The sequence below is a fragment of the Stenotrophomonas sp. PS02298 genome (assembly GCF_029959445.1).
Classification (GTDB): Bacteria; Pseudomonadota; Gammaproteobacteria; order Xanthomonadales; family Xanthomonadaceae; genus Stenotrophomonas.
Genome location: NZ_JASCOR010000011.1, coordinates 16,812 through 39,435, shown reverse-complemented (window position 1 = coordinate 39,435; position 22,624 = coordinate 16,812). Strand labels below are relative to the sequence as shown.

General features: G+C 64.9%; 33 protein-coding genes. 20 read left to right on the top strand and 13 right to left on the bottom strand.

The window, feature by feature from the left end; translation table 11 throughout:
* Window positions 1–7: 7 nt before the first annotated feature.
* The 12 genes from QMX78_RS03415 to QMX78_RS03360 all read right to left on the bottom strand — a co-directional run bounded on the left by QMX78_RS03415 (window position 8) and on the right by QMX78_RS03360 (window position 5,222).
* A complete protein-coding gene (locus QMX78_RS03415; RefSeq protein WP_282266548.1) occupies window positions 8–451 on the bottom strand; it encodes a DUF1566 domain-containing protein in 444 nt (147 codons plus the stop codon).
* 35 nt (window positions 452–486) lie between these two features.
* Window positions 487–1,047, bottom strand: a complete 561-nt coding sequence (locus QMX78_RS03410; protein WP_282266547.1) for a DUF1566 domain-containing protein — start codon at window positions 1,045–1,047, stop codon at window positions 487–489.
* Window positions 1,044–2,054, bottom strand: a complete 1,011-nt coding sequence (locus tag QMX78_RS03405) for a hypothetical protein (protein WP_282266546.1) — start codon at window positions 2,052–2,054, stop codon at window positions 1,044–1,046. The genes QMX78_RS03410 and QMX78_RS03405 overlap by 4 nt, the downstream gene beginning before the upstream one ends.
* Window positions 2,051–2,623, bottom strand: a complete 573-nt coding sequence (locus QMX78_RS03400) for a hypothetical protein (protein WP_282266545.1) — start codon at window positions 2,621–2,623, stop codon at window positions 2,051–2,053. The genes QMX78_RS03405 and QMX78_RS03400 overlap by 4 nt, the downstream gene beginning before the upstream one ends.
* A complete protein-coding gene (locus QMX78_RS03395) occupies window positions 2,620–2,907 on the bottom strand; it encodes a DUF6378 domain-containing protein (protein WP_282266544.1) in 288 nt (95 codons plus the stop codon). The genes QMX78_RS03400 and QMX78_RS03395 overlap by 4 nt, the downstream gene beginning before the upstream one ends.
* On the bottom strand, window positions 2,904–3,146 hold the full coding sequence (locus tag QMX78_RS03390) for a hypothetical protein (protein WP_282266543.1): 243 nt from the start codon (window positions 3,144–3,146) through the stop codon (window positions 2,904–2,906). Before QMX78_RS03390 ends, QMX78_RS03395 begins: the two co-directional genes overlap by 4 nt.
* Window positions 3,143–3,433 carry a hypothetical protein gene (locus QMX78_RS03385; protein WP_282266542.1) on the bottom strand — a complete coding sequence of 97 codons (291 nt, stop codon included), beginning with the start codon at window positions 3,431–3,433 and terminating at the stop codon, window positions 3,143–3,145. Before QMX78_RS03385 ends, QMX78_RS03390 begins: the two co-directional genes overlap by 4 nt.
* Before the next feature lie 295 nt (window positions 3,434–3,728).
* Window positions 3,729–3,863, bottom strand: coding sequence for a hypothetical protein (locus QMX78_RS03380; RefSeq protein WP_282266541.1), 135 nt, complete (start codon window positions 3,861–3,863; stop codon window positions 3,729–3,731).
* On the bottom strand, window positions 3,860–4,069 hold the full coding sequence (locus QMX78_RS03375) for a hypothetical protein (protein ID WP_282266538.1): 210 nt from the start codon (window positions 4,067–4,069) through the stop codon (window positions 3,860–3,862). The genes QMX78_RS03380 and QMX78_RS03375 overlap by 4 nt, the downstream gene beginning before the upstream one ends.
* On the bottom strand, window positions 4,066–4,350 hold the full coding sequence (locus tag QMX78_RS03370; RefSeq protein ID WP_282266536.1) for a hypothetical protein: 285 nt from the start codon (window positions 4,348–4,350) through the stop codon (window positions 4,066–4,068). The genes QMX78_RS03375 and QMX78_RS03370 overlap by 4 nt, the downstream gene beginning before the upstream one ends.
* 196 nt (window positions 4,351–4,546) lie before the next feature.
* On the bottom strand, window positions 4,547–4,780 hold the full coding sequence (locus tag QMX78_RS03365; protein ID WP_282266534.1) for a hypothetical protein: 234 nt from the start codon (window positions 4,778–4,780) through the stop codon (window positions 4,547–4,549).
* Window positions 4,781–4,811: 31 nt separating this feature from the next.
* Window positions 4,812–5,222 carry a DUF1566 domain-containing protein gene (locus QMX78_RS03360; RefSeq protein WP_282266533.1) on the bottom strand — a complete coding sequence of 137 codons (411 nt, stop codon included), beginning with the start codon at window positions 5,220–5,222 and terminating at the stop codon, window positions 4,812–4,814.
* A 541-nt stretch (window positions 5,223–5,763) separates the two neighbouring features.
* Between QMX78_RS03360 and QMX78_RS03355 the strand changes: the two genes are divergently transcribed.
* A complete protein-coding gene (locus QMX78_RS03355; protein ID WP_282266532.1) occupies window positions 5,764–5,889 on the top strand; it encodes a hypothetical protein in 126 nt (41 codons plus the stop codon).
* 29 nt (window positions 5,890–5,918) lie between these two features.
* Here the strand turns inward: QMX78_RS03355 and QMX78_RS03350 are convergent, their stop codons facing one another.
* Window positions 5,919–6,671 (bottom strand): S24 family peptidase, encoded by a 753-nt coding sequence (locus tag QMX78_RS03350; RefSeq protein ID WP_282266531.1) that lies wholly within the window; start codon window positions 6,669–6,671, stop codon window positions 5,919–5,921.
* A gap of 227 nt (window positions 6,672–6,898) precedes the next feature.
* Between QMX78_RS03350 and QMX78_RS03345 the strand changes: the two genes are divergently transcribed.
* From QMX78_RS03345 to QMX78_RS03255, 19 genes are all read left to right on the top strand, one after another.
* Window positions 6,899–7,084 (top strand): hypothetical protein, encoded by a 186-nt coding sequence (locus tag QMX78_RS03345; protein ID WP_282266529.1) that lies wholly within the window; start codon window positions 6,899–6,901, stop codon window positions 7,082–7,084.
* A gap of 1 nt (window position 7,085) precedes the next feature.
* Window positions 7,086–7,316 (top strand): hypothetical protein, encoded by a 231-nt coding sequence (locus QMX78_RS03340; protein WP_282266526.1) that lies wholly within the window; start codon window positions 7,086–7,088, stop codon window positions 7,314–7,316.
* The gene (locus QMX78_RS03335) at window positions 7,313–7,897 is read left to right on the top strand and encodes a phage regulatory CII family protein (protein WP_282266524.1); all 585 of its coding nucleotides are present in this window, start codon (window positions 7,313–7,315) and stop codon (window positions 7,895–7,897) included. Before QMX78_RS03340 ends, QMX78_RS03335 begins: the two co-directional genes overlap by 4 nt.
* 382 nt (window positions 7,898–8,279) lie before the next feature.
* A complete protein-coding gene (locus QMX78_RS03330; protein WP_282266522.1) occupies window positions 8,280–10,700 on the top strand; it encodes a DUF5906 domain-containing protein in 2,421 nt (806 codons plus the stop codon).
* A 334-nt stretch (window positions 10,701–11,034) separates the two neighbouring features.
* The gene (locus QMX78_RS03325) at window positions 11,035–11,637 is read left to right on the top strand and encodes a hypothetical protein (RefSeq protein WP_282266519.1); all 603 of its coding nucleotides are present in this window, start codon (window positions 11,035–11,037) and stop codon (window positions 11,635–11,637) included.
* A gap of 74 nt (window positions 11,638–11,711) precedes the next feature.
* Window positions 11,712–13,565: a phage terminase large subunit family protein gene (locus QMX78_RS03320; protein WP_282266517.1), complete on the top strand. Its 1,854-nt coding sequence runs from the start codon at window positions 11,712–11,714 to the stop codon at window positions 13,563–13,565.
* Window positions 13,566–13,573: 8 nt separating this feature from the next.
* Complete coding sequence (locus QMX78_RS03315) at window positions 13,574–13,885, top strand: hypothetical protein (protein WP_282266515.1); 312 nt, start codon at window positions 13,574–13,576, stop codon at window positions 13,883–13,885.
* Between the two features lie 56 nt (window positions 13,886–13,941).
* On the top strand, window positions 13,942–14,163 hold the full coding sequence (locus tag QMX78_RS03310) for a hypothetical protein (protein ID WP_282266513.1): 222 nt from the start codon (window positions 13,942–13,944) through the stop codon (window positions 14,161–14,163).
* A complete protein-coding gene (locus QMX78_RS03305; RefSeq protein WP_282266512.1) occupies window positions 14,156–15,748 on the top strand; it encodes a phage portal protein in 1,593 nt (530 codons plus the stop codon). The genes QMX78_RS03310 and QMX78_RS03305 overlap by 8 nt, the downstream gene beginning before the upstream one ends.
* Window positions 15,745–18,024: a ClpP-like prohead protease/major capsid protein fusion protein gene (locus QMX78_RS03300; RefSeq protein WP_282266510.1), complete on the top strand. Its 2,280-nt coding sequence runs from the start codon at window positions 15,745–15,747 to the stop codon at window positions 18,022–18,024. The genes QMX78_RS03305 and QMX78_RS03300 overlap by 4 nt, the downstream gene beginning before the upstream one ends.
* Window positions 18,025–18,096: 72 nt before the next feature.
* Window positions 18,097–18,450: a capsid cement protein gene (locus QMX78_RS03295; RefSeq protein ID WP_282266509.1), complete on the top strand. Its 354-nt coding sequence runs from the start codon at window positions 18,097–18,099 to the stop codon at window positions 18,448–18,450.
* Between the two features lie 92 nt (window positions 18,451–18,542).
* Window positions 18,543–18,788 carry a holin gene (locus QMX78_RS03290; protein WP_282266507.1) on the top strand — a complete coding sequence of 82 codons (246 nt, stop codon included), beginning with the start codon at window positions 18,543–18,545 and terminating at the stop codon, window positions 18,786–18,788.
* The gene (locus QMX78_RS03285; protein ID WP_282266506.1) at window positions 18,781–19,389 is read left to right on the top strand and encodes a lysozyme; all 609 of its coding nucleotides are present in this window, start codon (window positions 18,781–18,783) and stop codon (window positions 19,387–19,389) included. The genes QMX78_RS03290 and QMX78_RS03285 overlap by 8 nt, the downstream gene beginning before the upstream one ends.
* Window positions 19,386–19,880, top strand: coding sequence for a lysis system i-spanin subunit Rz (locus QMX78_RS03280; protein WP_282266504.1), 495 nt, complete (start codon window positions 19,386–19,388; stop codon window positions 19,878–19,880). The genes QMX78_RS03285 and QMX78_RS03280 overlap by 4 nt, the downstream gene beginning before the upstream one ends.
* The gene (locus QMX78_RS03275) at window positions 19,877–20,644 is read left to right on the top strand and encodes a hypothetical protein (RefSeq protein ID WP_282266502.1); all 768 of its coding nucleotides are present in this window, start codon (window positions 19,877–19,879) and stop codon (window positions 20,642–20,644) included. The genes QMX78_RS03280 and QMX78_RS03275 overlap by 4 nt, the downstream gene beginning before the upstream one ends.
* A complete protein-coding gene (locus tag QMX78_RS03270) occupies window positions 20,641–20,970 on the top strand; it encodes a hypothetical protein (protein ID WP_282266500.1) in 330 nt (109 codons plus the stop codon). The genes QMX78_RS03275 and QMX78_RS03270 overlap by 4 nt, the downstream gene beginning before the upstream one ends.
* A complete protein-coding gene (locus tag QMX78_RS03265) occupies window positions 20,963–21,409 on the top strand; it encodes a hypothetical protein (protein ID WP_282266498.1) in 447 nt (148 codons plus the stop codon). Before QMX78_RS03270 ends, QMX78_RS03265 begins: the two co-directional genes overlap by 8 nt.
* Window positions 21,410–21,442: 33 nt before the next feature.
* Entirely contained in the window at window positions 21,443–22,192 is a 750-nt protein-coding gene (locus tag QMX78_RS03260) for a hypothetical protein (RefSeq protein WP_282266496.1), read from the top strand.
* Entirely contained in the window at window positions 22,189–22,623 is a 435-nt protein-coding gene (locus tag QMX78_RS03255; RefSeq protein ID WP_282266494.1) for a hypothetical protein, read from the top strand. The genes QMX78_RS03260 and QMX78_RS03255 overlap by 4 nt, the downstream gene beginning before the upstream one ends.
* The last annotated feature ends 1 nt before the right edge of the window (window position 22,624 follow it).

Genomic DNA, 22,624 nt, shown 5'->3' with positions numbered 1-22,624 from the left:
ACTCAAATCACTGACCGGCACGACGCACGGCCAACGCGAACCCGAGGCCGTAGCGGGGGCCGTTGAGGACGTAGCCGTAGTAGAAACTGACGAGCCACGCGGACGCCGAAGAACCGGCCTCATCCAGTGACCAGGCGGTGGGAGTTTTGCTCCAGTACCAGTCGTTCTGAATGTCGCGGAAAAAGTCGGTGTTGATCGCAGGTGAATAGCGGGTGCGGTCGATCAACAGGGACAGCTCGTCGATGGTGGGCAGGTCCCAGTCGCTGTGGCCGGCAATCGTGAGGGCCTTGGCAGCGGCTTCGCACTGTTCCAGCGGCACGTCCGTATCGACGATGCTGGTGCCGGTGAAGGTCAGGCCGTGCTCCGGCAGTTCGACGGCGACCCAGTCGGTGGCATCGTTGGGCAGTTGCTGGCCGTCGTCGCCGATCTTGATGAACTTGATGTTGCTCATTCGGTAGTGCTCCAGATGATGATCAAAAAGGCCAATTACTGACCGGCACGACGCACGGCCAACGCGAACCCGTTGGCGCTGCGGAGGCCGTAGTTGACGTTGCCGTTGCCGAAATAGACGTACCACGCGGACGCCGAAGAACCGGCGCAGGGCGTGCTCGTCCAGTGCCAGCGAGGCTCGACGCCGGGGAACAGCGAGGTGTCGATTGCCGGCTCGTGGCGGGTGTCATCTACCAGGGCAGCGAGCTCGGCGCGGGTCGGCAGGCGCCAATCGTTCACGCTCAGCAAAGTCAGTTCGCGGCAGCGGGCTTCGCAGGCTTCCTGAGTCATGCCTTCGTCGGCGTCATCCTTGCTGCCCAGCGACTCAACGGACCACATGAGGCCGGTGCTGTGGTCGATCAGGGCTATGTGGTCGGTGCGGTCGCTGGCTTCCGGCAGCTCGGTGCCGTCGGCCAGAATCTTGGTGAACTGGCGGACGCTGTTCGCCGCTGCGGCAGTGGACACGAAGTCGGCGCTGGACAACTCGGCCAGCAGCGGCGTGCTCGGTGAGGGCGCGTGGATGTTCACCGTGCCGATGTGGAGGTGCAGGCTTTTCACGTGGTGTGTCCTTTCGGGTTGATGGTTGGCCGGCGGCCGGGGAATGAGGTGATGGGGTCGTCGAAGTTGTGGGGCAGCACTTCGGGCTGTTTGCCAGTGCGGGCCATCCACTGCTCGATGGTTTCCGTCTGGATGGTTGGGGTTTGTTTCTGCGGAGTGGGCTCGCCGGCGAGGCGCGCGGTTGCGGCAGCCAGGCGAGCGATTTGGGTGGACTGCTTCTGTGCGCGCAGGGCGGCACGCTCAAGCGCAGCGCGCTGGCGGGCGGCCAGGCGTGCGTCATGCTCACGCTTCTGCTGTGCGATGCGCTGCTCGCGGGCAAGGCGGCGAGCTTCGGCACGCTGCTCCTGCTGTGCCTGCCTCTCGGCGTGGCGCTGCAGTCGGTCGGCGGTGCGCTTTGCGTTGTCGCCACGCGGTAGGTGGCGCGGCGCGTTCGTGGGTTTCGGGTCGCGCAGCCAGCGGTAGCGAAGCGGGCGGCCCTGGATGCGCTCCAGCATGCCGTCGCGTGCCTGGTTGTGGATGATGGAATACATGCGCACTCGGCCCACTTCCGGCGTAAGACCGAGCGCGGTGTAGATCTCGTCTGCGGAGGCTTCACCAAGCTGCTTGACGATCTGCCGCACGCGCTCGCCGATGGAGCGTTTGTCGGCAGCGGTGTCGTCGCGCCATTTCAGATAGGCGGCTTCAGCGTTCTTGTAGGCGGTGGCTTGCTTCTCTGCCCATGCCTGCGCACGAGGACGTACCACTGCGCGGTAGTTGCGCTCTTGCGGCTCGCGCAGAATGCTCCATCGTGGCGGATGGGCGCCTTCGGAGCGGCTGACAATGCCATCCTGCTTCATCGCGCGCATCGTGGAGCGCACTGCTGCGCGCGTGTAGCTGTCGGTGATGCCCATGGCGAGGCAGATTTCGTTGGTGGTCATCGGGCCGCTGGCGCGGAGTACTGCCCGAATGCCCGCAGAGCGATTGGTGGTGCCGCGAATGTCGCAAGGCTGCAACAGGGGCGCGCTCATTCGTCACATCCCTTGCCGATCTCACCACGACGCCCTTCGCCGGCGGCGGTGAACTCGCGCCAGCCCACCCAGCCACGCTGAGGGCAGTGGAAGCCCCAATCGCGAACTACGGGAGAGGTGATGAACAGCGTCCAGCACGGGGAGGGGCCATTGCTGAGCGAGTTCCACAGTTCTACGCGGTGCGCAGCACGTGGGCCGGACAGCTTGAGGCTACCGCGTGTGCGTACGGTGCGCCGATGGATGCCGCCAGCGCTGATGGTGTGCTCCACGTAGCTTCCGCGAAGCAGCAGGGAAGCCCATGCCCAGGGGTGATCGTGCAACGCCCGGTCGTCATCGCTTCTCAGGAACTTGTGCAGATACACATTGGGCAGCCGCATGCTCAGCCAGACGGCGAAGCGCTGCCAGCGGGTGCGCTGGTCCTCCGGAATCGACCGGTACCAGCCGCGCCAAGGGGTGAGGTACCACCGGAGTAGGTAAGCGCCAGCGGGATCGTTGGCGCCAACGACGAAGTCTGCAGGGCGGCGGCCAGCAACGCGACTGATGAGTGCAGTTGAGAGCAGGCCAATCACCTGGCGGCCTCCCGTGCTGCTGCTTCGCCAGCCAGCGCGGCGTACGCGGCGCGGTCCTGGTGGTCGTCGGGGTGGTGTTTGCCGCCGGTTGCGCGGGCGTGTTTCAGCAGTTCCATGAACTGCCAGCCCTGCACCTCGGTGAGGCACGTGCCGTGAAGCGCATTGAAGGCGGCAATCGCACGGCTCATAGAGCGTTCGCCGGTGGGTTGGTCGCGGAGAGGGCCGCGCTGGGCGATATCTGCCCCGGCGGCGGCAAGGATCTGGTCGGCGGTAACGGCGCTCACGCGGCCACCGCCTTTGCGCGCTCAAGCAGGGCCTTGTTGAAAACGTGGTAGTTGCCACGCGCAGCGATGCGCGGATCTGGATTGCTGGTCAGTACCAGTGCATCGAAGGTGGGATAAGGGCGGCTGCCGTCCCAGTCATCAACTATGCTGGTGAGGCCAAAATGCTCTCGCAGCTGCTCGGCGTGTGTGGTCTTGCCGCAGCCTTTCGGACCGCAGACGATTACGGAGCGCTTGCTCACGATGCTTTCTCCATGGCGGCGTGCTGCGCCAGTAGCTGCTCTGCGTGGGCGATACCACGGGCATTGAGCGTTACGGCGTGCGGGAAGTCGGGGTCATCGAACGTCACCAGATAGGCGTCATCGAGCCAGTTGATGACGCGGCGGGTGAAGACTTGGGTGGTTACCGCGCAGCTTGTCTTGATCTCAGCGGGTAGCCCTGCAAAACCGCCGCGTGTGCGGCGAAGGCGCTTGCCTTGAGATGCGTAGGCCGCGAGCAGCGCGGCGATAGCCTTGGGTTGAAGGTGCACTACCGGGCTCCCTGGTGAAGTGCGGCGTAGGCCTGCTCGCGGGCGCGCGGCAGGAGCGATATGGGCACGCGTTTGTGCGTGTGCTGGTCAGTCCAGCGGGCTTCGGCGAGCGCGAAGTTGGGATGCGGCTCGGTCGCAATCCCGCAGCGCTGGCACTCGATGTGGAACATCGGCGGGCACGGCTGGCCAATTGCATGGCCAACGGGTGCTCCGTGGGTTTCCACAATCTGCGGCCGGTGGCCGGGTGCGCAGAGCGGTACGTCATCCGGCAGCGGGCGTGATGTCTGGCGCATGGTCAGCACCTGCCGTCGCTGCAGATAATTGAGCCTGCGACCATTGCAACGGCGATGAGGTTGATCAGCAGGGCGATCAGCATTGCCAGCCCTGAATCCCTGCCTTCCGGGTCTCGATAGTTCCGGTCACGGCTCATGCAGCACCATCCGTCTTTGGCGTGCGCAATGTCTGGCGCGCAGCGCGGGCTGCGCCGGCGACATCATTCAGCACCGACTGTCCCGACAGGCCTTTGGCCTGGGCCTCCCGCACCTGTGCGAAGGCATCGAGATAAGGGAGCCCGGCACGGACGGCATGGGCGCGAACATCGCGAAACGTGCTGAAACTCAGAATGTTTGAACTCATGAGTGCTGTTCCTTGATGGTGATGCCCTGGCGGCTGAGCCAGCGGCAGGCGCGCTTCAGGGCACGCGGGTGGAGCGCGAAGCGCTTGCGGCCCAGCTGCAGGGCGCCGCGATGTGCTGTTGCGCGGCGAGCCGTCGTTACGCCGATCTCGTCCGGGGTTCGGTTGGTGCAATCGGCGTATCGACCGGCCCAGATGAAGCCGGCACAGACCAGGAGCACCAACGTCTGGTTGCCGGTGCCGGTTGGAAACGCGGCCTCAACGGGCAAAGCGGTGGCGCTCATGCGTTTCCCCGGGCATGCACGCGCCTCGCAAGGGCGAAGGCCTGCTTGGAATAGCTGCGCGCCAGATCGGCATGTACCTTCGATGGCCCCAACTTGTCTGCCGCCAAGCAACGAGCGGCGTCGCGGGTGTGGACCTCGCATCGCAGGCCCAGCTGCTGCAGCTGTTGGATGTCAGTGCTTGTAACGTTGACAGTGCTCACTGGCGAACCTCGGCACTGATATCGCGCGCCACTGCTTCGGCGATGCGGCTGGCAACGCCCATGCGACGACTGCGGCGCTTCTGGTTGCGGCTGTGTTCGCCGGCACTGCGCTGGCGGAGAATATTGGCGCGTGCGTGCTCGCGGGCCGCGATGCCCAAGAGGCAGTGAATGACCAACAGCGGCAGTTGCATGCGTGCCGAGTTGGCGTCGATGTAGTTGCGGTTGGCCATAGCTGAGTCCTCAGGGCGTCAAAAAGGCCAATTACTGACCGGCACGACGCACGGCCAACGCGAACCCGTTGAAGCTGCGGTGGAAGTAGCTGACGAAGCCGAGGTAGAAATCGACGAACCACGCGGACGCCGAAGAACCGGCGCACAGGTCGCTCGTCCAGAACCAGCGGGACGGAAAGTCAGGGAATGCGTCGGTGTCGATCGCGGGGCTGTGGCGGGTCAAGTCGACCAGCGTGAGCAGCTGCTGACGGCTCGGCAGGGCCCAGTCTTCGTGGCCGCCCACGCGGCAGCCGGTGGCTGCGTCAGTCGCTACCTGGTGGGTGATGTAGTCGTCGGACAGTGGCTTGGCCGTCCATTCCAGACCGGTGGTGCTGTCGATGACAGTCAGCAGGGCGCCGGCGGCGTCGTGCGTCTGGGTAAAGCGGTTCTGCTCGGCTTTCATGGCGCTCTCCGGAAGAAGGAGGGCGCCGGCGGGTCATTGCGGCCTGGGGAGTGGCCTGCTGCCGGTCAGAGGAGGGGCCGGCAGCCTGGCGACCCGCCGGTCGCCCGCCGGCTTGGAGGGCCGGCGGGGGTATTTGTATGCGCCTTCTGCATATGTGTCAAGCGCATATTGCAGGAAGGCCCATGTTGCGGGTGCAGGGGCGCTCACCTGCCGTTGTCGTTAGGCTGGCGGCTCATGGAACTTGGGGGCTGTTATGGAAGGCTGCTTTGGTGTCGTGCGCTCGGGAATTGTGTGGCTGGTCGGCGGGTCATTGGTCATCGCGTTGGGAGCGGCGTTCTGGTTCGCGGATAGCAGCCCTGGGAGCGGTGAGCCGGTGGCTCCAGCAGAAGCTCGCGAGCGCATAAGTGCTGACGTTTTCACGCCGTATGAAAGGACTCAGTATCCAAAGCTGGCGGCGAAAGTTGGCAACCGCTGGGGTGAGCTGCAGGCGATGCGAGAGGCGGCTGCATCTCAGGCTTTGACGCGGCCAGGATGCCGGGAAGTGACGACGGCTGAGATCAGCGTTGAACGCAGTACGCGCGATCAGGTGCAGGTGTTCGTATATTGCGACGATTCGCTGGACCGCATCGACTACTCCGAATCGGAGCTTTCGGCCGGTCCCAGATAGCGGCCTGGCGGAATCCAGAAGCCGACTGATCAGCCGATCAGCGGCTTCTCGGCGCGGCTGATCACGACGCCGCAGATGCGCGTGCTCTGCGTCACTTTGATGGTGACGTACTGCGGATTCAGCGGCACTAGGAAGTGCTGGCCGCCGTCTGAAATCAGCTTCTTGAAGGTTGTTTCGGGCTCGCGTTCGATCTGTGCAATCACCAGGCTGCCGCTGGTGGCGGCCATCTCCGGTTCAACAATGATCTTCTCGCCTGGAGGGAACGAGGGTTCCCCGCGCGGGTTGATCATCGATTCGCCGACGACGGTGAGCGCGAAGGCGCGGCTGCTGACGCGGGCCGAGGTGTACACAAACTCGGTCGGCTCAATGTGGCAATCCTCGATGTTCTGATCGGTCCATTCGCCGGCCTGCACCCAGCCCAGCAGCGGTACTTGCCGGGCGCGGAACGATGGTTCGTAGGCGGGATGTTGATCCTCGCGCACTGATGGCCCGTCAACTGCCGCCCATATCTCCGATGGGTGGACGCCGAGCGCGGTGGCGAGGGCGACGAGCTGGGAGTCGGTCACGCCCTGACGGCCGTTCTCAATCCGCGAGATGGCTCCCTGATCTATTGATGTGGCCTCCGCGAGCTGCTCCTGCCCGAGGCCGAGCCTCTTGCGGAACTTGCGCACTGCAGCACCGAGGGATTTTCTGTGGTCCATGCCCAGATGATGGGCTGGCGGCATGCGATTATGAATCGCACGCATAACATGGGCTTGACTTGAAATATGTTCTACGCGCATATTTGCGCCCCATGCATAGTCATCTCCGCCCCGCACGAAAGAAACAGGGCCTCACGCAAGCGGAAGTTGCCGCTCGGGTGGGGCGCGATCAGGCCACGGTTGCGAAGTGGGAGCAGGGGAAACACCCCGTCCCCTCCGACATCGCCCCGGCGCTGGCAAAGGTGCTGGGCCTCACGGTTCTGCAGGTGCTCTACGGGGATACCCCGCAAGTTGACGAGGTGGCCTGAATGAACCGCAGCCTGATTCCCCTGCCCGATGACGTTGGCAACACCGAGATCAGTGTGCTGCTCGACGAGCCTCTGATCGAAGGTGCCGCCGGCTTTGAGCCATGCCTGACCAGCGACCAGTGGTCCTCCCTTATCCAGCAGCGTCAGGCCGCCGGCCGCCCGCTGCATCTCGCTGAGGTGCGCTGATATGCGCCGCTTAAACACTGCGAAGACCCTGCGGTTTGCGCTGGCCACCCTGCTGCTGGGCATCGGCATCGGGTTTCTTGTTGCCGGCGGTATTGGCCGGCTGGAAGAAGACCGCGACGACGGCACCCGCACCGGTGAGCACGTGGAACCGCCGAAGCGTGGTGAAGCAAAGCGGGGCTGGGTGGTTGGTCATGGAAAGCGATGCTCTGCGCAATCAGGTGCGCGCGCATGAAGGGCGTCCGTCAGTTTCTGCCGCCCCGTCAATCCGTGGTCTACGCACACACGCGCCGCATGCTCGATGCCACGGCCAGCAACTACACCACGTTCGCGATGGACGTGGCGCAGCGATACCTGGCGATGACCGCGCCGGATGTGCGGCAAGTAAAGCTGCGCACCGGCGAGGGTGCAGACCTGATCAAGGCCATGGAGAACAACGCGCAGATCCTGCGCCGCTACATGGACGGTACGGTTAAGACGCTGCCTGCGGATCTCGAAGACGCCTGGGTAATGAGTCTGCCGGAGCCCTTCCGGGGTGATTGCGAACGTGATCTGGCGCGCCGCCGCGGGATGCTTGCGGTGCAGATGCCAGCAGACGATGAAACAGCGCAGGCGGTGGGCCTTGCTCGGCTTGCGCATGAGTTCGGCGAGCTGATGTCCGCGCTTGCGCCAGCTCTTGCAGACGGAAAGCTGGACGCGGCTGACCTGCCGTTTGCACGGCGGATCCTAGACGAATCGGACGATCTGATCAGCGCGGTGGTGGCCTTGCGCCGCCAAGTGCAGGCCCTAGTGCCCCACAGTGGAGTGATGGCATGAGGCGCAAGCTGGCCCCCGCCCTGAGGGCGCTGATTCGTCGGCGCTGGAAGCCGGCGGACATGCCGGCTTGCCGCGCGCAGATCGCCGCCGCTGCGGCGGCACTGAGCGACGATACGGCGGGTGTACAGGGCGCGGATGCCTTGGCCCTGCGTGAGCAGCTGCGTGCGGATGCGGAGTGGCAGAAGCAGACGGCTTTGCCGCTGGCGTCTGCCCCGGCCCCCTGTGATGGCGTGGAGCCTACGCGCGCGGCTGGTTCAGTAGGGGTGGGTGGCTATCAGGGTTGTTCAGGTTCGCCAGTCGATGGGTCCTCCCTAGGTACCCCTGTCGCGGGTAATTCGGACCCCGTTTCCTGTGTAGATAGCGGTCGGGGAAGTTACTGAACATGGCGGTCAACTATGACGACGTTCTGTCGCAGCTCCAGTCCGCTGGTCTACTGATCACATCAATAGAGCCCACCGGCAAGATGGTCCGCGCCCGAACCGAAGGCGGCGGGCGTGAGAAGCGCGGTTGGTACGTGCTACATACCCTGAACTGCGACAACGGCGACCAGCTGATCGTTGGCACCTACGGAACGTGGCAGGGTAACGAAAACGGCGCACAGAAGGTCGAGCTGAAGAAGCGTGACCAGGCGTTCACTGCAGAACAACGGGAGGCGCTGAAGCAACGGCTGGCAGAAGATCGCAAGCGCGCAGAAGCCGAGCGCCGCCGGCAAGCAGGGCGTGCGGCAGCGATGGCCGCGCGCGTGTGGGGCAAAGCGAAGGAACAGGGAGAGGCTGATTACCTCCACAGCAAGGGTGTCCAAGGGTTCGGCATCCGCTATGGCAAGACCGGTGCAGCCATCCTCCCGCTGCTCGACACGCACGGCAGCGTGCACGGGCTGCAGGTTCTCCGAAGCGCTGCCCAAGCAAAAGCTGCGAACAAACCAGCCAAAGAGTTTTTCCCGCCGGGGTTGGTGAAGAAGGGCCACTTCCATCTGATCGGCGGCACGCCACAGTGGATCCTGCTGGTAGCCGAGGGCTATGCCACCGCGGCCAGCCTGCACATGGCCACCGGATATCCGGTCGTCGTCGCGTTTGATGCAGGCAATCTGTTGCCTGTGGCCACTGCGTTGTCCAAGCACTACCGCGGCATCAAGCTGCTCGTGTGCGCAGATGACGATACGTTGCAGAAGTGCGCCTGCTGCAAAGAACGCTTGGTTCTATCCGATCACCCGATCACATGCCCAACATGTGGCGAAGACCACAAAGCGAAGAACGCGGGCCTACTCGGTGCCGACGCTGCGGCGTTGGCCACCCATGGCGCCACGGTGCTACCGGTGTTCGTGGATGAGATAGGCCGTCGATCACGGTTCATCGACAGTGGTAGCAAAATCACCGACTTCAACGACGTGCATGCCGCCGAAGGCCTGCACGTCGTGCGATCGCAGATCGAAGCCCGCATCACGGAGCTTTCGTGGCGCTCCCCCATAGAGCCTACGCGCGCTTCGATCACCACAACTGGGGGCGCGGGGAAAGCAAATCTCAAGCCCATCGGGTCGATCGAAGAACTGCACGAGCGCTACGCGCTGGTGTATGCGCAGGGAGGGACGGTGTTCGATCGGCAGGAGCACATGTTGCTGTCGCTGTCCGACATGCGTGACCTGTGCCTGCGTCGCGAACTTCATCGGGCATGGATGGAAAGCCCTGGGCGAAAGACGGTGCGTGTGCAGGAGGTGGATTTCGATCCGTCCTGCACAAAACGGAGTGTCACCTGCAACCTGTTCGGCGGCTGGCCTACTGAGCCGAGGCAAGGCAACTGCGACAAGCTGCTGCAGCTGCTTTGGCACATGTGCGGCAACGAGGCAAACCAACGTGCCCTGTACGAATGGGTGCTGTGCTGGTTGGCGTACCCGCTGCAGCATCCGGGCGCCAAGATGAAATCGACAATCGTGATCCACGGCCCGCAAGGCACCGGCAAGAACATGTTCTTCGATGAGTACATGAAGCTCTACGGCGAGTATGGCCGCGTGCTCGACCAGAGCGCACTGGAAGACAAATTCAACGACTGGGCCAGCCGAAAGCTGTTTCTTCTGGCCGATGAAGTGGTTGCGCGCACCGAGGTCTATCACCTCAAAAACAAGCTCAAGGCGCTGATCACGGGCGACCGCATCCGCATCAACCCCAAGAACATCCAGGCCTACGAAGAGGACAACCACGCCAACATGGTGTTCCTCAGCAACGAGGCCATGCCGGTGGTACTGGAAGAGGACGACCGGCGGCATGCGGTCATCTGGACACCAGTGAAGCTTCCCCCAAGCTTCTACGCGGAAGTGATGGCTGAAATTGCCGCTGGCGGAACCGCCGCGCTTCATCACCACCTGCTCAACCTGGACGTGGGCGACTTCACGAACGGCAGCCACCCGCCGATGACCGATGCCAAGCGCGAGCTGATCGGCCTTGGCGTGGACAGCCCTGAGCGCTTCTTCGACCAGCTGCTCGGCAACGACATCCCCGGCCTCAAGCCGCGCCCTGCACTGAGTAAGGAGTGGTACGACGCATACAAGCTTTGGTGCTCAAAAGAAGGCATCAAGAACCCAGCGCCGTCACACAAGTTCATCAACGCACTGGTGCGAAAGCGGGAAGTCACCCATCCAGATCGGGCGCGTAAGCGATACCTGCTCATGACTGAGCCAGAGGGGCCGCACGGCTTCCTGATGATCGGCGACTGTAGCCCCAAAGATGGCAAGACGGAGACGGTGTTCCTTGGCGAACAGGTGGTTCTGTTTCGCTCCCAGCTCAACGACTACCGCGGGGGGCGCGCATGACCTGTGATGTGCGGGACGTGCGGGCAGACGTGCGGGCCAATGTGCGGGCTGAAACCCTTGTGGCAGTAGTCGTGTGCGGGACGTGCGGGAACTCCCCCTCATGCGGGCGCACGCATGAAGCGGTAAACGCCTGCCATACGGTTATCAATCAAATCATTCCTCGCACGTATGTAATCCCGCACGTCCCGCACGTCCCGCACATCTCTTGTGCCGCAACGATTTCGAGCGACTTGGTGCCTGCACGTAGAGGCGCACGTCCCGCACGCATCTTCGCGCGCGCGTTTTTTCCTGCCTATGGCTTGTCGAAAGAAATGAAGAGAGGGGATTTGGCAGTATGAGTGCTGGAACCTTGGTTTCTGGAAAGGAGTTGGCTGCGCACATCGGGTGCCGGCCGTCCTACATCGTCCAACTCAAGCGCGAAGGTCGTGTCGTGCCGGCTGACGGAGGCAAGGGCTATCTACTGGAAGCCTCGGTTGCGCTCTTTCGCGACACCCGCAGCCCCGCCCATGCCGGTGTAGCCCAACGGCACGCCAGCGGCCGCAGCGCGGCCCCAGCCGCTGCTGGCGAAGAGTTGGGGGAGGATGATGACGATGCGATTATCGATAGCTCGGCGGCGCCGGAAGGAAGCTCTCAGGCCCGTCGCTCACGCGCCCTGGCCGACAAAGCCGAGGTGGATGCCAAGGCTGCCCAGCGCGATCTGGACATCAGCCTCGGCCTGTTGCTTGATCGGCGCGACGTAGAGGCCGTGCTCGGCCAGGCTGCAGGCGCATTGCGCGCTGAGCTTGAGCGCATGGCAGACACGCTGGCCCCGCAACTGGCCGCCACGGTTGATGAGGTCCGTTGCCGCGAACTGGTGTGGAACGAAGTCAGCCACAGCCTGGAGGAGCTGAGTCGCGCCTTCCGCGAAGTGGCGCGCCCCGGCGAGGTGACCGCGTGAGCTATATGGGGCTGGCCTGCTCGGCAGAGTCCATCGGCAACGTGCTTTCACGCGCCCTGCAGCCGCGTCGGCCAATGAGCGTCTCGCAGTGGTGCGATGAGCACATGCGCCTTTCGTCGAAGGGCAGCAGCAAAGCCGGAAAGTGGCACACCGCCAACAATCCGCCGCTGCGCGAGCCGATGGACTGCATGTCCGCACGTAGCCCGGTCAAGAGCATGGTCTGCCAGTTCCCCATCCAGTTCGGCAAGAGCCAACTGGCCACCAACGCGCTCGCGTACTGGATGGACTATGCCCCGGCGCCCATCATGTACGCGCTGCCGGGGGAGGTCAGCCAGAACAAGTGGATCGCGCAGAAGCTCAACCCCACGATCGAAGTGGTGCCGGCGGTGCGCAAAGCGCTCAGCAGCACCGCCAGCCGCGACAGCGCCAACCAGCGCACCTTCAAGGACTTCGCCGGCGGTCAGCTGTACGTTGAGCATGCCGGCAGCCCGCAACGCCTGAAGTCCACCACCGCGCGCTATGTCATAGCCGACGAGCTGGACGAGTTCGCCCAGGCGCTGAGCACCGGCGACGACCCGGTCAAGATGCTGGACGGACGCACTAGCGCCTTCCCCAGCACGTACAAGCGGCTCTATATCAGCACGCCCACCATTGCCGGGCTTAGCCGGATCAACCAGCTGTACGAAAAGAGCGACCGCCGTCGCTACCACGTCCCGTGCCCCCACTGCGGGCACTACCAGGCCCTGCAGTGGAGCGGGCTGGTGTGGTCATCGGATGGAAAGGAAGCGTGGTACGCCTGCTGCGAGTGTGGCGCCTCGATCGATGAGCACCACAAGACCGACATGATCGCCGCCGGCCGCTGGGTACCGGAGAACCCCGACTCACCCATCCGCGGCTATACCATCAACTGCCTGTACTACCAGTTCGGCCTAGGCCCGCGCTGGGCGGAGCTCGCAGAGATGTGGCGCGACGTACAGAACGATCCGGCCGCGCTCAAGACCTTCATCAACGACCGCCTCGCCGAGACCTGGGAAGACCCGGCCATGCGCTCGGTGAAGCACTCCCTCGTCGCGGATCGGGCGGAGCCCTACAAACTGCGCGCCGCGCCAATCGGCGTGCTGGCTATCACTGTCGGTGTCGATACGCAGGACAACCGTCTGGCAGTGCACATCATCGGATGGGGCCGCGGCATGGCGGCCTGGACGCTGGACTACATCGAGCTGCAGGGCGATCCCGCGGAAGAGGCCGTGTGGCTCTCGCTCACCGATCTGCTCAACCGTCCCATCCAACGAGTGGACGGCGTGCTCCTGCGGCCAATGGCAAGCGCCATCGACGCCGGCGGTCACCGCACAGAGGCCGTCAAACACTACGTCCGCAGCCGCCTGATCACCCGGCCCATGTGCATCTTCGGCGCCGTGCCAAACAACGCGCCGCTGCTCTCCAAGGGCAAGCTGGTGGATGTCACCTGGCGCGGGCGCACCGACAAGCGTGGCATCACCGTGCACCACGTCGGCACCGTTGCCGCAAAGCATTACCTCTACAGCCGCCTCGGCGCCGACGCCGAGAAGCAGGTGGATGCCCGGCTGGTGCATTTCTCAGATGAGCTACCGGCAGAGTTCTTCCCCGGCCTCGTCTCGGAAATCTACAACCCGGTCAAGAACCGGTTCGAGAAGAAGGTGCAGCGCAACGAGCCGCTGGACACGTGGGTCTACGCCTATGCCGCTACCCATCACCCGGAGCTGCGCCTGCATCGCTACACGCGCGCCGACTGGGATGCGCTGGAGGCACGACTATCCGTCGCTGCCGCAGTGGCCGGGGATTCCCGTGAAACATCACCTCCAGCAAGTGGCAGCACCGCCCGGTCCGTTGATTCCCGTGGAACACCAAAAGCCACCCGCCGCCGCAGCGGATGGGTCGATTCGGAGTGAAGAACAGAATGGCAGACGACATCAAAGTGGATGAACTGGTGGACCATATCCGCGAAAGCTACGCCGCCTCCATCCGCATCGCAGAGCCTGGCATTCCGGCTCACGCGGCGCTGCAGCTGGCCGACACGCTGGTGGCGGTGCAGATGGAGATCCTCGCTGGAAAACGTGTCAGCTACCGCGCGAAAGCGGCAATCGATGGCGATGCCATCACCGAGGACTGGCGCCGCGGCAAGCCGTTGCAAGAGATCATGCGCGACCACGGCTGCAGCCGCGCGGCCGCGTACAAGTACCACCCGAGCAAGCTGCAGCGTCGCGCCTGAAGAAAGTCCACGGTTTTCCACGACGGTGGACAAACCCATCTATATCTTGCGTGTCCATGTCGAACACGCAGCAACGTCTGGACGCTTACTACGCCGCCGAGGTGCGAATCCTCACGGCGGGCCTGAGCTGGCGCCTGGACATTCGCCAGCGGCAGGAAGCAGAGCTCGCGGAGATCCGCAAGGCCATCGCCGCGCTTGAAGGCAAGCTGGCGGCAGAGCAGGGCAAGCGCAGCGGCGGCAGCAGCCTGCGTTACCGCACGGCGGTGTTCAATGACTGACCGCGCCGGCGTCCGCATGAACCTGCTGGATCGCGGCATCGCCGTGTTCTCGCCGAGGTACGCGCAGCAGCGCATGTTCGCGCGTTCGGTGCTTGCCATGTACGAGGGCGGCCGCTCCACCAAGCGGCGCAAGAAGAGCCGCGACAACTCCACCGGTGACCGCCTGGTGGTGCGTGATGCGGCCACCGTCCGCGCCACCGTCCGCGACCTCGAGCGCAACTACGACCTGGTCGATGGCGCCATCACCACGTTGGTGCGCAACATCATCGGCCCGGCCGGTATCAGCATCGAGCCGACCCCGCGCAAGAGTTCGCCGGGCAAGGATTTCGACAGCATCGATGACGACTTCGCCCGCCAGCTGCTGGACCTGTGGCGGCAGTGGGTCGTCTCGCCGGAGGTCACCCGCACGCTCAACTGGGTGCAGTGCCAGGAGCTGGCCTGCCGCAGCTGGCTGCGCGATGGCGAGCAGTTCACCCAGCTGGTGGAAGGCACCGGCAGCTTCATCAAGCACGCCAGCAGCGTGCCGCTCTCCATCGAGCTGCTCGAGGCGGACGTGGTGCCGCTGGATTACGACGACGCCGAAAAGCGCATCAGCGCTGGTATCGAGCGCAACGGCTGGGGCCAGCCGCTGAACTACTGGGTCTACAAGAATCACCCCGGCAACGGCGGCTGGGTGGGCGAGAACAACCTCAAGTCCGTGCCGGCAGATCGCTTCCTGCACCTGGCCGTGCGCAAGCGCCTTTCCGGCCTGCGCGGCATCAGCTTGTTCGCCAGCGCCATCGATCGCCTGATCGACATCAAGGACTACGAAGAGTCCGAGCGCATCGCTGCCCGCATTGCTGCGCGCATCGCCGCGTACATCAAGCGCGACAAGGACATGGAGTATCAGCCGCTGGCCGATGACGGCACCGCGGCCAACCCGGCAGAGCGCGATTTCCTGCTGGAAGCCGGCGCCATCTTCACCGAGACGCTGCCGGGCGAATCCATCGAGATGGTCAACCCGAACCGCCCGAACACCATTCTGGAGCGGTTCCGCATGGCCATGATGCGCGCCGTGTCGCGCGCCATTGGCCTGAGCTACTCCAGCCTTTCCGGCGACTACGACGGCACCTACAGCGCCCAGCGGCAGGAGCTGGTGGAGAGCTACGACGGCTACCGGATGATGACCGGCCAGTTCGTCGCCCGCTTCGTCCAGCCGATCTGGGAGCGCTTCGTCGCGCTGTCCATCGCCTCGGGCAAGTTGCGCGTTCCCGCCGGCATCCGCCCGGAAACCGTCGCCCAGGCCGTGTTCCGCGGCCCGAAGATGCCGTGGATCGATCCGGTGAAGGAAGCCAACGGCATCAAGCTGCTGGCCGAAGCCCGCGTGCAGTCCATCACTCAGGCCATCGCCGAGCGCGGTGGCCGCATGCAGGACGTCTTCGAAGAGATCGCCCGCGAGCGCTTCCTCGCTGCTGAGCTCGGTTTCTCGCTCGATGCGGCCGCCGCCGCGCCTGCAGAGCCGTCGCCCGATCCCGAAGACGAAAAGACGCCCCCGCGCCAGCGCGCCGCGCGTGCCCGCGCCCCCCACACTGGAGACAACGCATGAAGCCCACCCTGTTGGCTGCTGCGGTAATGGCCTCGCTCGCAATGGTTCCGCAGGCTTCGCCGCGTGGCACCACCGAGCGCCCGCATATCGAGCCGCTCATGCGGCTGCAGCCGCTGGCCGGCGCCGACGACGCCTATGAGCTGCTGATCTACGGCGACATCGGCGAAAGCTGGTGGGGCGATTCCGTCACCGCGCAATCCGTCGTGCTGCAGCTCAACGAGCTGCCGGCCACCGTCGCCACCATCAACGTGCGCATCAACAGCTACGGCGGCAGCGTGGCCGATGGCCTGGCCATCTACAACGCGCTCAAGCGCCACGGCGCCACCAAGGCCGTAACCGTCGACGGCGTGGCCATGTCCAGCGCCTCGCTGATCGCCATGGCCGGCGACACCGTGCACATGCCGGCCACCTCCATCCTCATGATCCACGCCCCGTGGGGCGGCATCGCCGGCAACGCGAAAGAGCTGCGCCAGTACGCCGACGTGCTGGATACCTTCGCCGAGGGCATGGCTGACGCCTACGTCGTCAAGTCCGGCAAGAGCCGCGCCGACATCTTGGGCCTGCTGCAGGACGGTGCCGATCACTACTACACCGGCGCCGAGGCTGTGGCCGAAGGCTTTGCCGATGCCGTGGATGAAGACGCCGCCGAAGACGGCGCCGCCGATGAGCAGGCCCGCGCCTTCGCCGCCATCGTCGCCCAGCGTGTGACCGCGCGTGGCGCCTCGCCGCAGCACGCCGGCATGGCCATCGCCGCAGCAATGCGCACGCGCTTCCCGGCTGCCAACGCTGCGCCGGCCTCCGCGCCGCTCACCGTCAACGTCGACCCCGCCGGCATTGCCGCCGCAGCGGCGGCCGCCCTCGCACCGAATCCGCCGGCCGCTTCGGCTGAGCCCACCCCGCCGGCGGATGCCGGTAATCCCACCGGAGACATCACCATGCTCACCCCCGAACAGAAGCAGGCACTGGCCGCCCGCCGCGATGCCATCCGTGCGCAGTTCGCCACGTTCGAATCGCGTACCGATTTGGACCAGGCCGCGCTGGCCACCCTGCGCCAGTCGTGCGAAGACGACACGGACATGACCGCCGAGCAGGCCGGCGCCAAGCTGCTGGCCTTCCTGGGCAGCGCGACCCCGGCCACGCCCAGTGCCGCCGGCGCACCGGCCGCCGCGCCCACCGGCTCGCTCACGCAGGACGAAACCGTCACCTACCGCGAGGGCGCATTCAACGCGCTGCTGCATCGTGCCAACCCGTCCGCGCACAGGCTGGAAGGCGCCGCTGTCCAGTTCCGCGGCATGGACCTGATGGACATGGCGCGCGATTCCGTCGAGCGCGCCGGCCACCGCACGCGCGGCATGTCCAAGCAGGAAATCGCGATCAAGGCGTTGCAGTCCACCAGCGATTTCCCGGCGATCCTCGGCAACACCGTCAACCGCAGCCTGCGCGCCGGCTACGATGCCGCGCCGCGCACCTTCCTGCCGTTCTCGCGCCAGGCCACCCTGCCGGACTTCAAGGAAATCAGCCGCGTGCAGTTGGGCGGTGCGCCCTCGCTGAAGCGCGTGGTGGAGGGCGGCGAGTACGAGCAGGGCAGCATCGGCGAAGGTGCCGAAAAGTACCGCGTGCACAAGTACGGCCGCATCGTAGCGCTGACCTGGGAAACTATCGTCAACGACGACCTGGACGCACTGAGCCGCATCCCGTTCGCGTTCGGCGCCAGCGCCTCGGATCTGGAATCCGATCTGGTCTACGCCATCCTCACCAACAACCCGAACATGGCCGATGGCGTTCCCCTGTTCCACGCCACCCACGGCAACCTGGGCACCGCCGCCAAGCTGGCCGATGCGCTGGACCCGAGCAAGGCCAACCCGCTGGCCGCCATGCGCAAGGCCATGCGTCTGCAGAAGGGCATCGAGGGCCGCTATATCACGGTCAACCCGCAGTTCTTGATCTTGCCGCCGTCGCTGGAAGAAGTGGCGCTCAAGGCCACCAACGCCGCCATCGTCGCCGCCAAGGGCGTGGACTTGAACGTCACCGGCGTGACGCTCACCCCCATCGTGGAGCCGCGTCTGGAAGACGGCAGCGCCATTGCATGGTTTGGCGCCGCATCGCCGGGCGTCATCGACACCATCGAGTACGCCTACCTGGAAGGCCACGAAGGCGTGTTCACCGAAACGAAGCATGGCTTCGAAGTCGATGGTGTGCAGGTCAAGTGCCGCCACGTCTTCGGCGCCAAGGCCATCGACCACCGCGGCTTCTTCATGAACGCCGGCTTGGCGTGATCGGCGATGGGTGCAGGCATGCCTGCACCCCTGTAGTGCGGAACCACTTCCCCTTCTTCAGAGGTCAACCCCATGAACAACGCTCATTCCAGCGGCGACACCATCCAAGTGCCCGCGTCGGCCGCTGTCACCAGCGGCGTACCCTTCATCCTCGGCGCTTTGCTGGCCGTGCCGGTCACCACCGTCGCTTCTGGCGAACTGGTCGCCGCGAAGATTGAAGGCGCCTTCACCTTCCCGAAGCTGAGCACTGCGGTCATCACCGCTGGCGCCAAGCTGCATTGGGATGCCTCCGCGGGCGAGTTCATCGTCGCCGCCAGCGCCACCGGCGACCTCGAGAACTGCGCCGTGGCCATCGCTGCTGCCGGCAACGGCACCGCCACCGTGGTGGCCAAGCTTCTGCCCGGCGTCGGCGCAGTTAAGGCCTGATCCACACCCACCACCCCGCACATACGCCCGGTGTCGTGTGCGGTGGCGGACTTCTATCCGATCCCAGGGGGAACACCGTGAGGCTGACCGAAATGGCCACCGAAACGAGCAACAACGTCGCGCCTATCGTCGCCAAGGTATCGACCTACGGTGGCAGCGCGGGTGCGGTGTTCTTCGGCTTGACCGCCAACGAGATGGCCGCCTTGGGCGGCCTGCTGATCGCAGGCGTTGGTCTGTTGGTGTCGCTCTTCTTCCAGGTCCGCAATGACCGCCGGAACAACCAGCGGCACAAGCTCGAGATGGAGCGCCTGCAGCGTGAGGTGGATCACCATGTCTGAGCGCAGTGGCGTATCTCCGATCCGCGTGGCCGCTGCCAGCTTGCTGCTGAGTGCGGTGGCATTCGCTGGCTGGGTCGCCAAGGAAGGCGACGGCCCCACGGCCGTTCGAACGGATGGACAGGTAGTCCACAAGCCCTACATCCCGACCAAGGGCGATGTTCCGACCATTGGCCACGGCTCCACGCGCTACGAAGACGGCACACCGGTACGGCTTTCCGATGCGCCAATAACCCGTGCGCGTGCGCAGCAGCTCGCGCGCAATTTGCACAGCGAGGAAGAGGCGCGCTTCAAGGCGTCCATCCCCGGCGTTTCACTCACGCAGGGTGAGTACGACCTGTACATTGATTTCATCGGTCAGTACGGCATCGGCAACTGGCGCAGCAGCTCCATGCGCCGCCGCTTGTTGGAAACTCGCACCGCAACGCCGGGCCAGCTGCCGGGCCTATACCGCGCCGCGTGCGACGCTCTGCTGGCGTGGAAGAAGCAGGACGGACGTGATTGCTCGCTCCCGCAGAACTGGGGCCCGAAGGGCTGCAAGGGCGTGTGGACCCGCCAGCAGGAACGCCACGCAAAGTGCTTGGCCGAGCAGGTGGCGCAATGATCACCCGCATCCTCGCCGCGCTGATCCTCATACTGCTCGCGGTTGTTGTGTGGCAGCGCGGCAGCGTGTCCATCGCCCACCGTGCCGCCGACAACGCCGGCGCAGCCCGCGATCGTGCCGAGGGCCAGCGTGACGCTGCCAAGGTTGAGCTGTCCCAGGCGCAGGCCGTCATCACCACCGAGCGTGCCAACGCGGCCAAGGCCAGCGCCGTGGCCGCCCAATACGAAAAGGACAAAGCCGATGCGCAAGCCGCTTCTGATCGCCTTGTTGCTGACCTGCGCGCTGGCAACCAGCGGCTGCATGTCCGCTGGCAGGCAGCCATCGCCACCAGCGAACTGTCCGCAGCCGTCGCAGCCGGCGCCGTCACTGATGGTGGCGCCGACGACCGGCACCAAAGTGCGGGCCGAATTATTGGCGCCGCCGATGCCTGCGACGCGCAAGTAAAGGGCCTTCAAGCCTTCGCCCTGCTGTGTAGCGGGGGTGTCCGGTGAGCCTTGTGCGCATTGCGGTGGACGCGGACAACATGCTGGGCCGCCAGTTCAGTGAGCTGGAGCGGAAGAACCTTGGCTTTGCAGTGATGCAGGCCTGCAACGCCACCGCATTCGAGATCCGCCAGACCTGGGCGCGTACGGCTGGCCGCGTGTTTGATCGCCCCACCGCGTTGACTGTGCGTGCCGCCCAGTACAAGAAGGCTACGCCGCAGAAGTTGTTCGCAGAGATCTACCTCCGCGATGAAGCCTCAAATGGCACCCCGCCGGCCAAGTATCTGCAGGCGCAGGTGGACGGTGGCCAGCGGCGGAAGAAGGGCTTCGAGGTGCTGCTGCAGCAGAAGGGCGCCATGCCGGCCGGCATGTTCGCCGTCGCAGGTAAGGGTGCGCAGCTGGACCGTTTCGGTAACGTCAAGGCCGGCCAGGTGAGCAAGATCCTCTCGCAGCTTGGCGCGCGACAAGACCGATACCAGAACCAGAGCGACACCAGCCAGAAGCGCCGGCGCGCCCGTCGCAAGCGCGGTGGCGAGTACTTCGTTGTGCAGCAGAAGCGCGGCCGGTTGCTGCCGGGTGTCTATGAGCGAATCGAAACCGGTTTCGGCTCCGCAGTGCGCAGCGTTTTCATCTTCACGCGCGATGCGCGCTACAAACCCCGCTACAACATCTTCGCTCTGGCGGAGCGCGAGTGGGACCGGTTGATGCCGTTCTACTTTAACCGCGAGCTGGAAAAGGCGCTCCAGTCGTCCAGGTACCGGGGGCGCTCATGAGCCAGAAGGCCTTTCTGCAGGCATTCGACCAGGCCGCCATCGGCAGCTTCATGGCTGCCGGCATGGCGGACGCCGCGACCTACACGGCGCCAGCTCCCGGTTCCGCGTCTGTGCCATGTGATGTGTTGGTCGATCGCGGTACCCAGGTGTGGGGCGACGACGCGTCACCGGTCGCGCTGGGCGAAATCAGCATCGCGTTCCAGCGTGCACAAGTGACGCCGGAGCGCGGCGGAATCATCGTTGTCGACGGTGACACCTACCGCCTCACTGACAAGCTGAAAGACGACGGCTCCCTTGTGCGCTGGCTGGTGGTGCCTCATGGCTGACCTCTCGCCGCGCCGCAAGCTGCTCGATGCCTTTGTGTTCAACCTGCAGCGCATCAACGGCGTAGAGCCATACCGCACGGCGGTTGGCGCGGTGGCAACGCTGGAGCCGGGTCAGCTGGACCCGGAGCAGGTGGTCGATGGCCTGGCCGTCTACATCGACAAGCAGGAGCGCGCGAGCGACCCCGCCCTGCAGCGTACGCACCGGCTTACCACCGTCGCCATTGTCGTCAAGCGCAGGGGCGATGAGGTCGCCGAGGAGTCCCTCGATGCCGTGCTTGATGACATCGAGCGGGCAATGGATGGCCGTCAACCATCGTGGCCGTCCAGCTTCGGGCAGCCGGCCTACCAGTCCATGGAACCCCTGCGCGCTCCAGCCGGTGCCGATTGGATCGGCGCGCTCATTCGCTACACCTCGAACATCCCCAAGTTGACCCGTTAACCGCCGCCCCGCGGCATCACTGGAGACACACACATGAAAGACCACAGCTACCTGGGCAGCGGCAAACTTCTGATCCGCGAGTACGGCGCCGCCGCCCCGTTCGAGGAAGTGGGCAACTGCTCGGCGCTCACCTTCTCACCGCAGGAAGAGAAGAAGAATCTGGTTGACTACACCAATCCCGGCGGCGGCAACCGCAACGAGGTGGCACGTCTCACCGGTGTGGAAGCTGCCTACACCTTCCACGACTTCGCAGCGGAGAACTTCGCGCGCACCCTGCGCTCGTCTGTCACCACCGTGGTGGCGGGTAATGTCACCGATGAGAGTGTGGTTGCCTACAAGGGTGGTTTCACCCCTCTGGCCAAGGTGGCCAGCAGCATCACCTCGGTGAAGGATGCCACCGCCGCAACGACCTATACCCCCGGAGATGACTACGAGTTCCGCGATGGTGGGATCTATATCCCGGCCGACAGCACCATCCCCGCCCCAGCGTCTGGCGCGGCCAATATCAAGGTCACGTATGCCAATGCCGCGCAGAAGAAAGTCGAGGCGCTCACGCAGTCGGCCAAGCAGTACGAAATGCTTTTCGTCGGACTCAATGAGGCGCAGAGCGGCAAGCGCGTGCGTGTTCATGCGCACAAGGTCAGCGGTGGCCTGCTGGCCAGCATGGGCCTGATCGGCGAAGAGTACGGCGCCGGCGAAGTCACCGGCGGCCTGATGGCCGACACGACGAAGGGTACCGGCCTGTCGCAGTACTTCACCGTCACCATGGAAGACGTGGCATGACGCCTTCCGTATCCGCAGACGTCGACGTGCTGGCTCCGGCCAGCACGTCAGTGGCGTTCGCCGGGATGCAGCTGGAAATCCTGCCGATCCCCGCCGGCCGCATTCCCCCGCTCATCCGCACCGCGCGGCCGGTGATTCAGGCGCTGATCGCCAACAACGTGCTAACCGGCGAAGGCGATGAGCTGGACATCGACGTGATGCAGATCGTCGAACTGATAGGTGACCACGGAGAGCAGTTCTTTGCTGCGCTGTCGATCGCATCGGGCGTTGGCCTGGCTGATGTCGAGGCCGCCGCCATCGACGACGTGGTGCGGCTCACGCAGAAGTGCGTGCGGGTGAATCGCGATTTTTTTACGAAGAACGTCGTACCCCTCCTGGCCGGTATGGCACGGCAGCTGCCTGGGGTTGGGCCGACGCCCTCCAGCTCCTGAT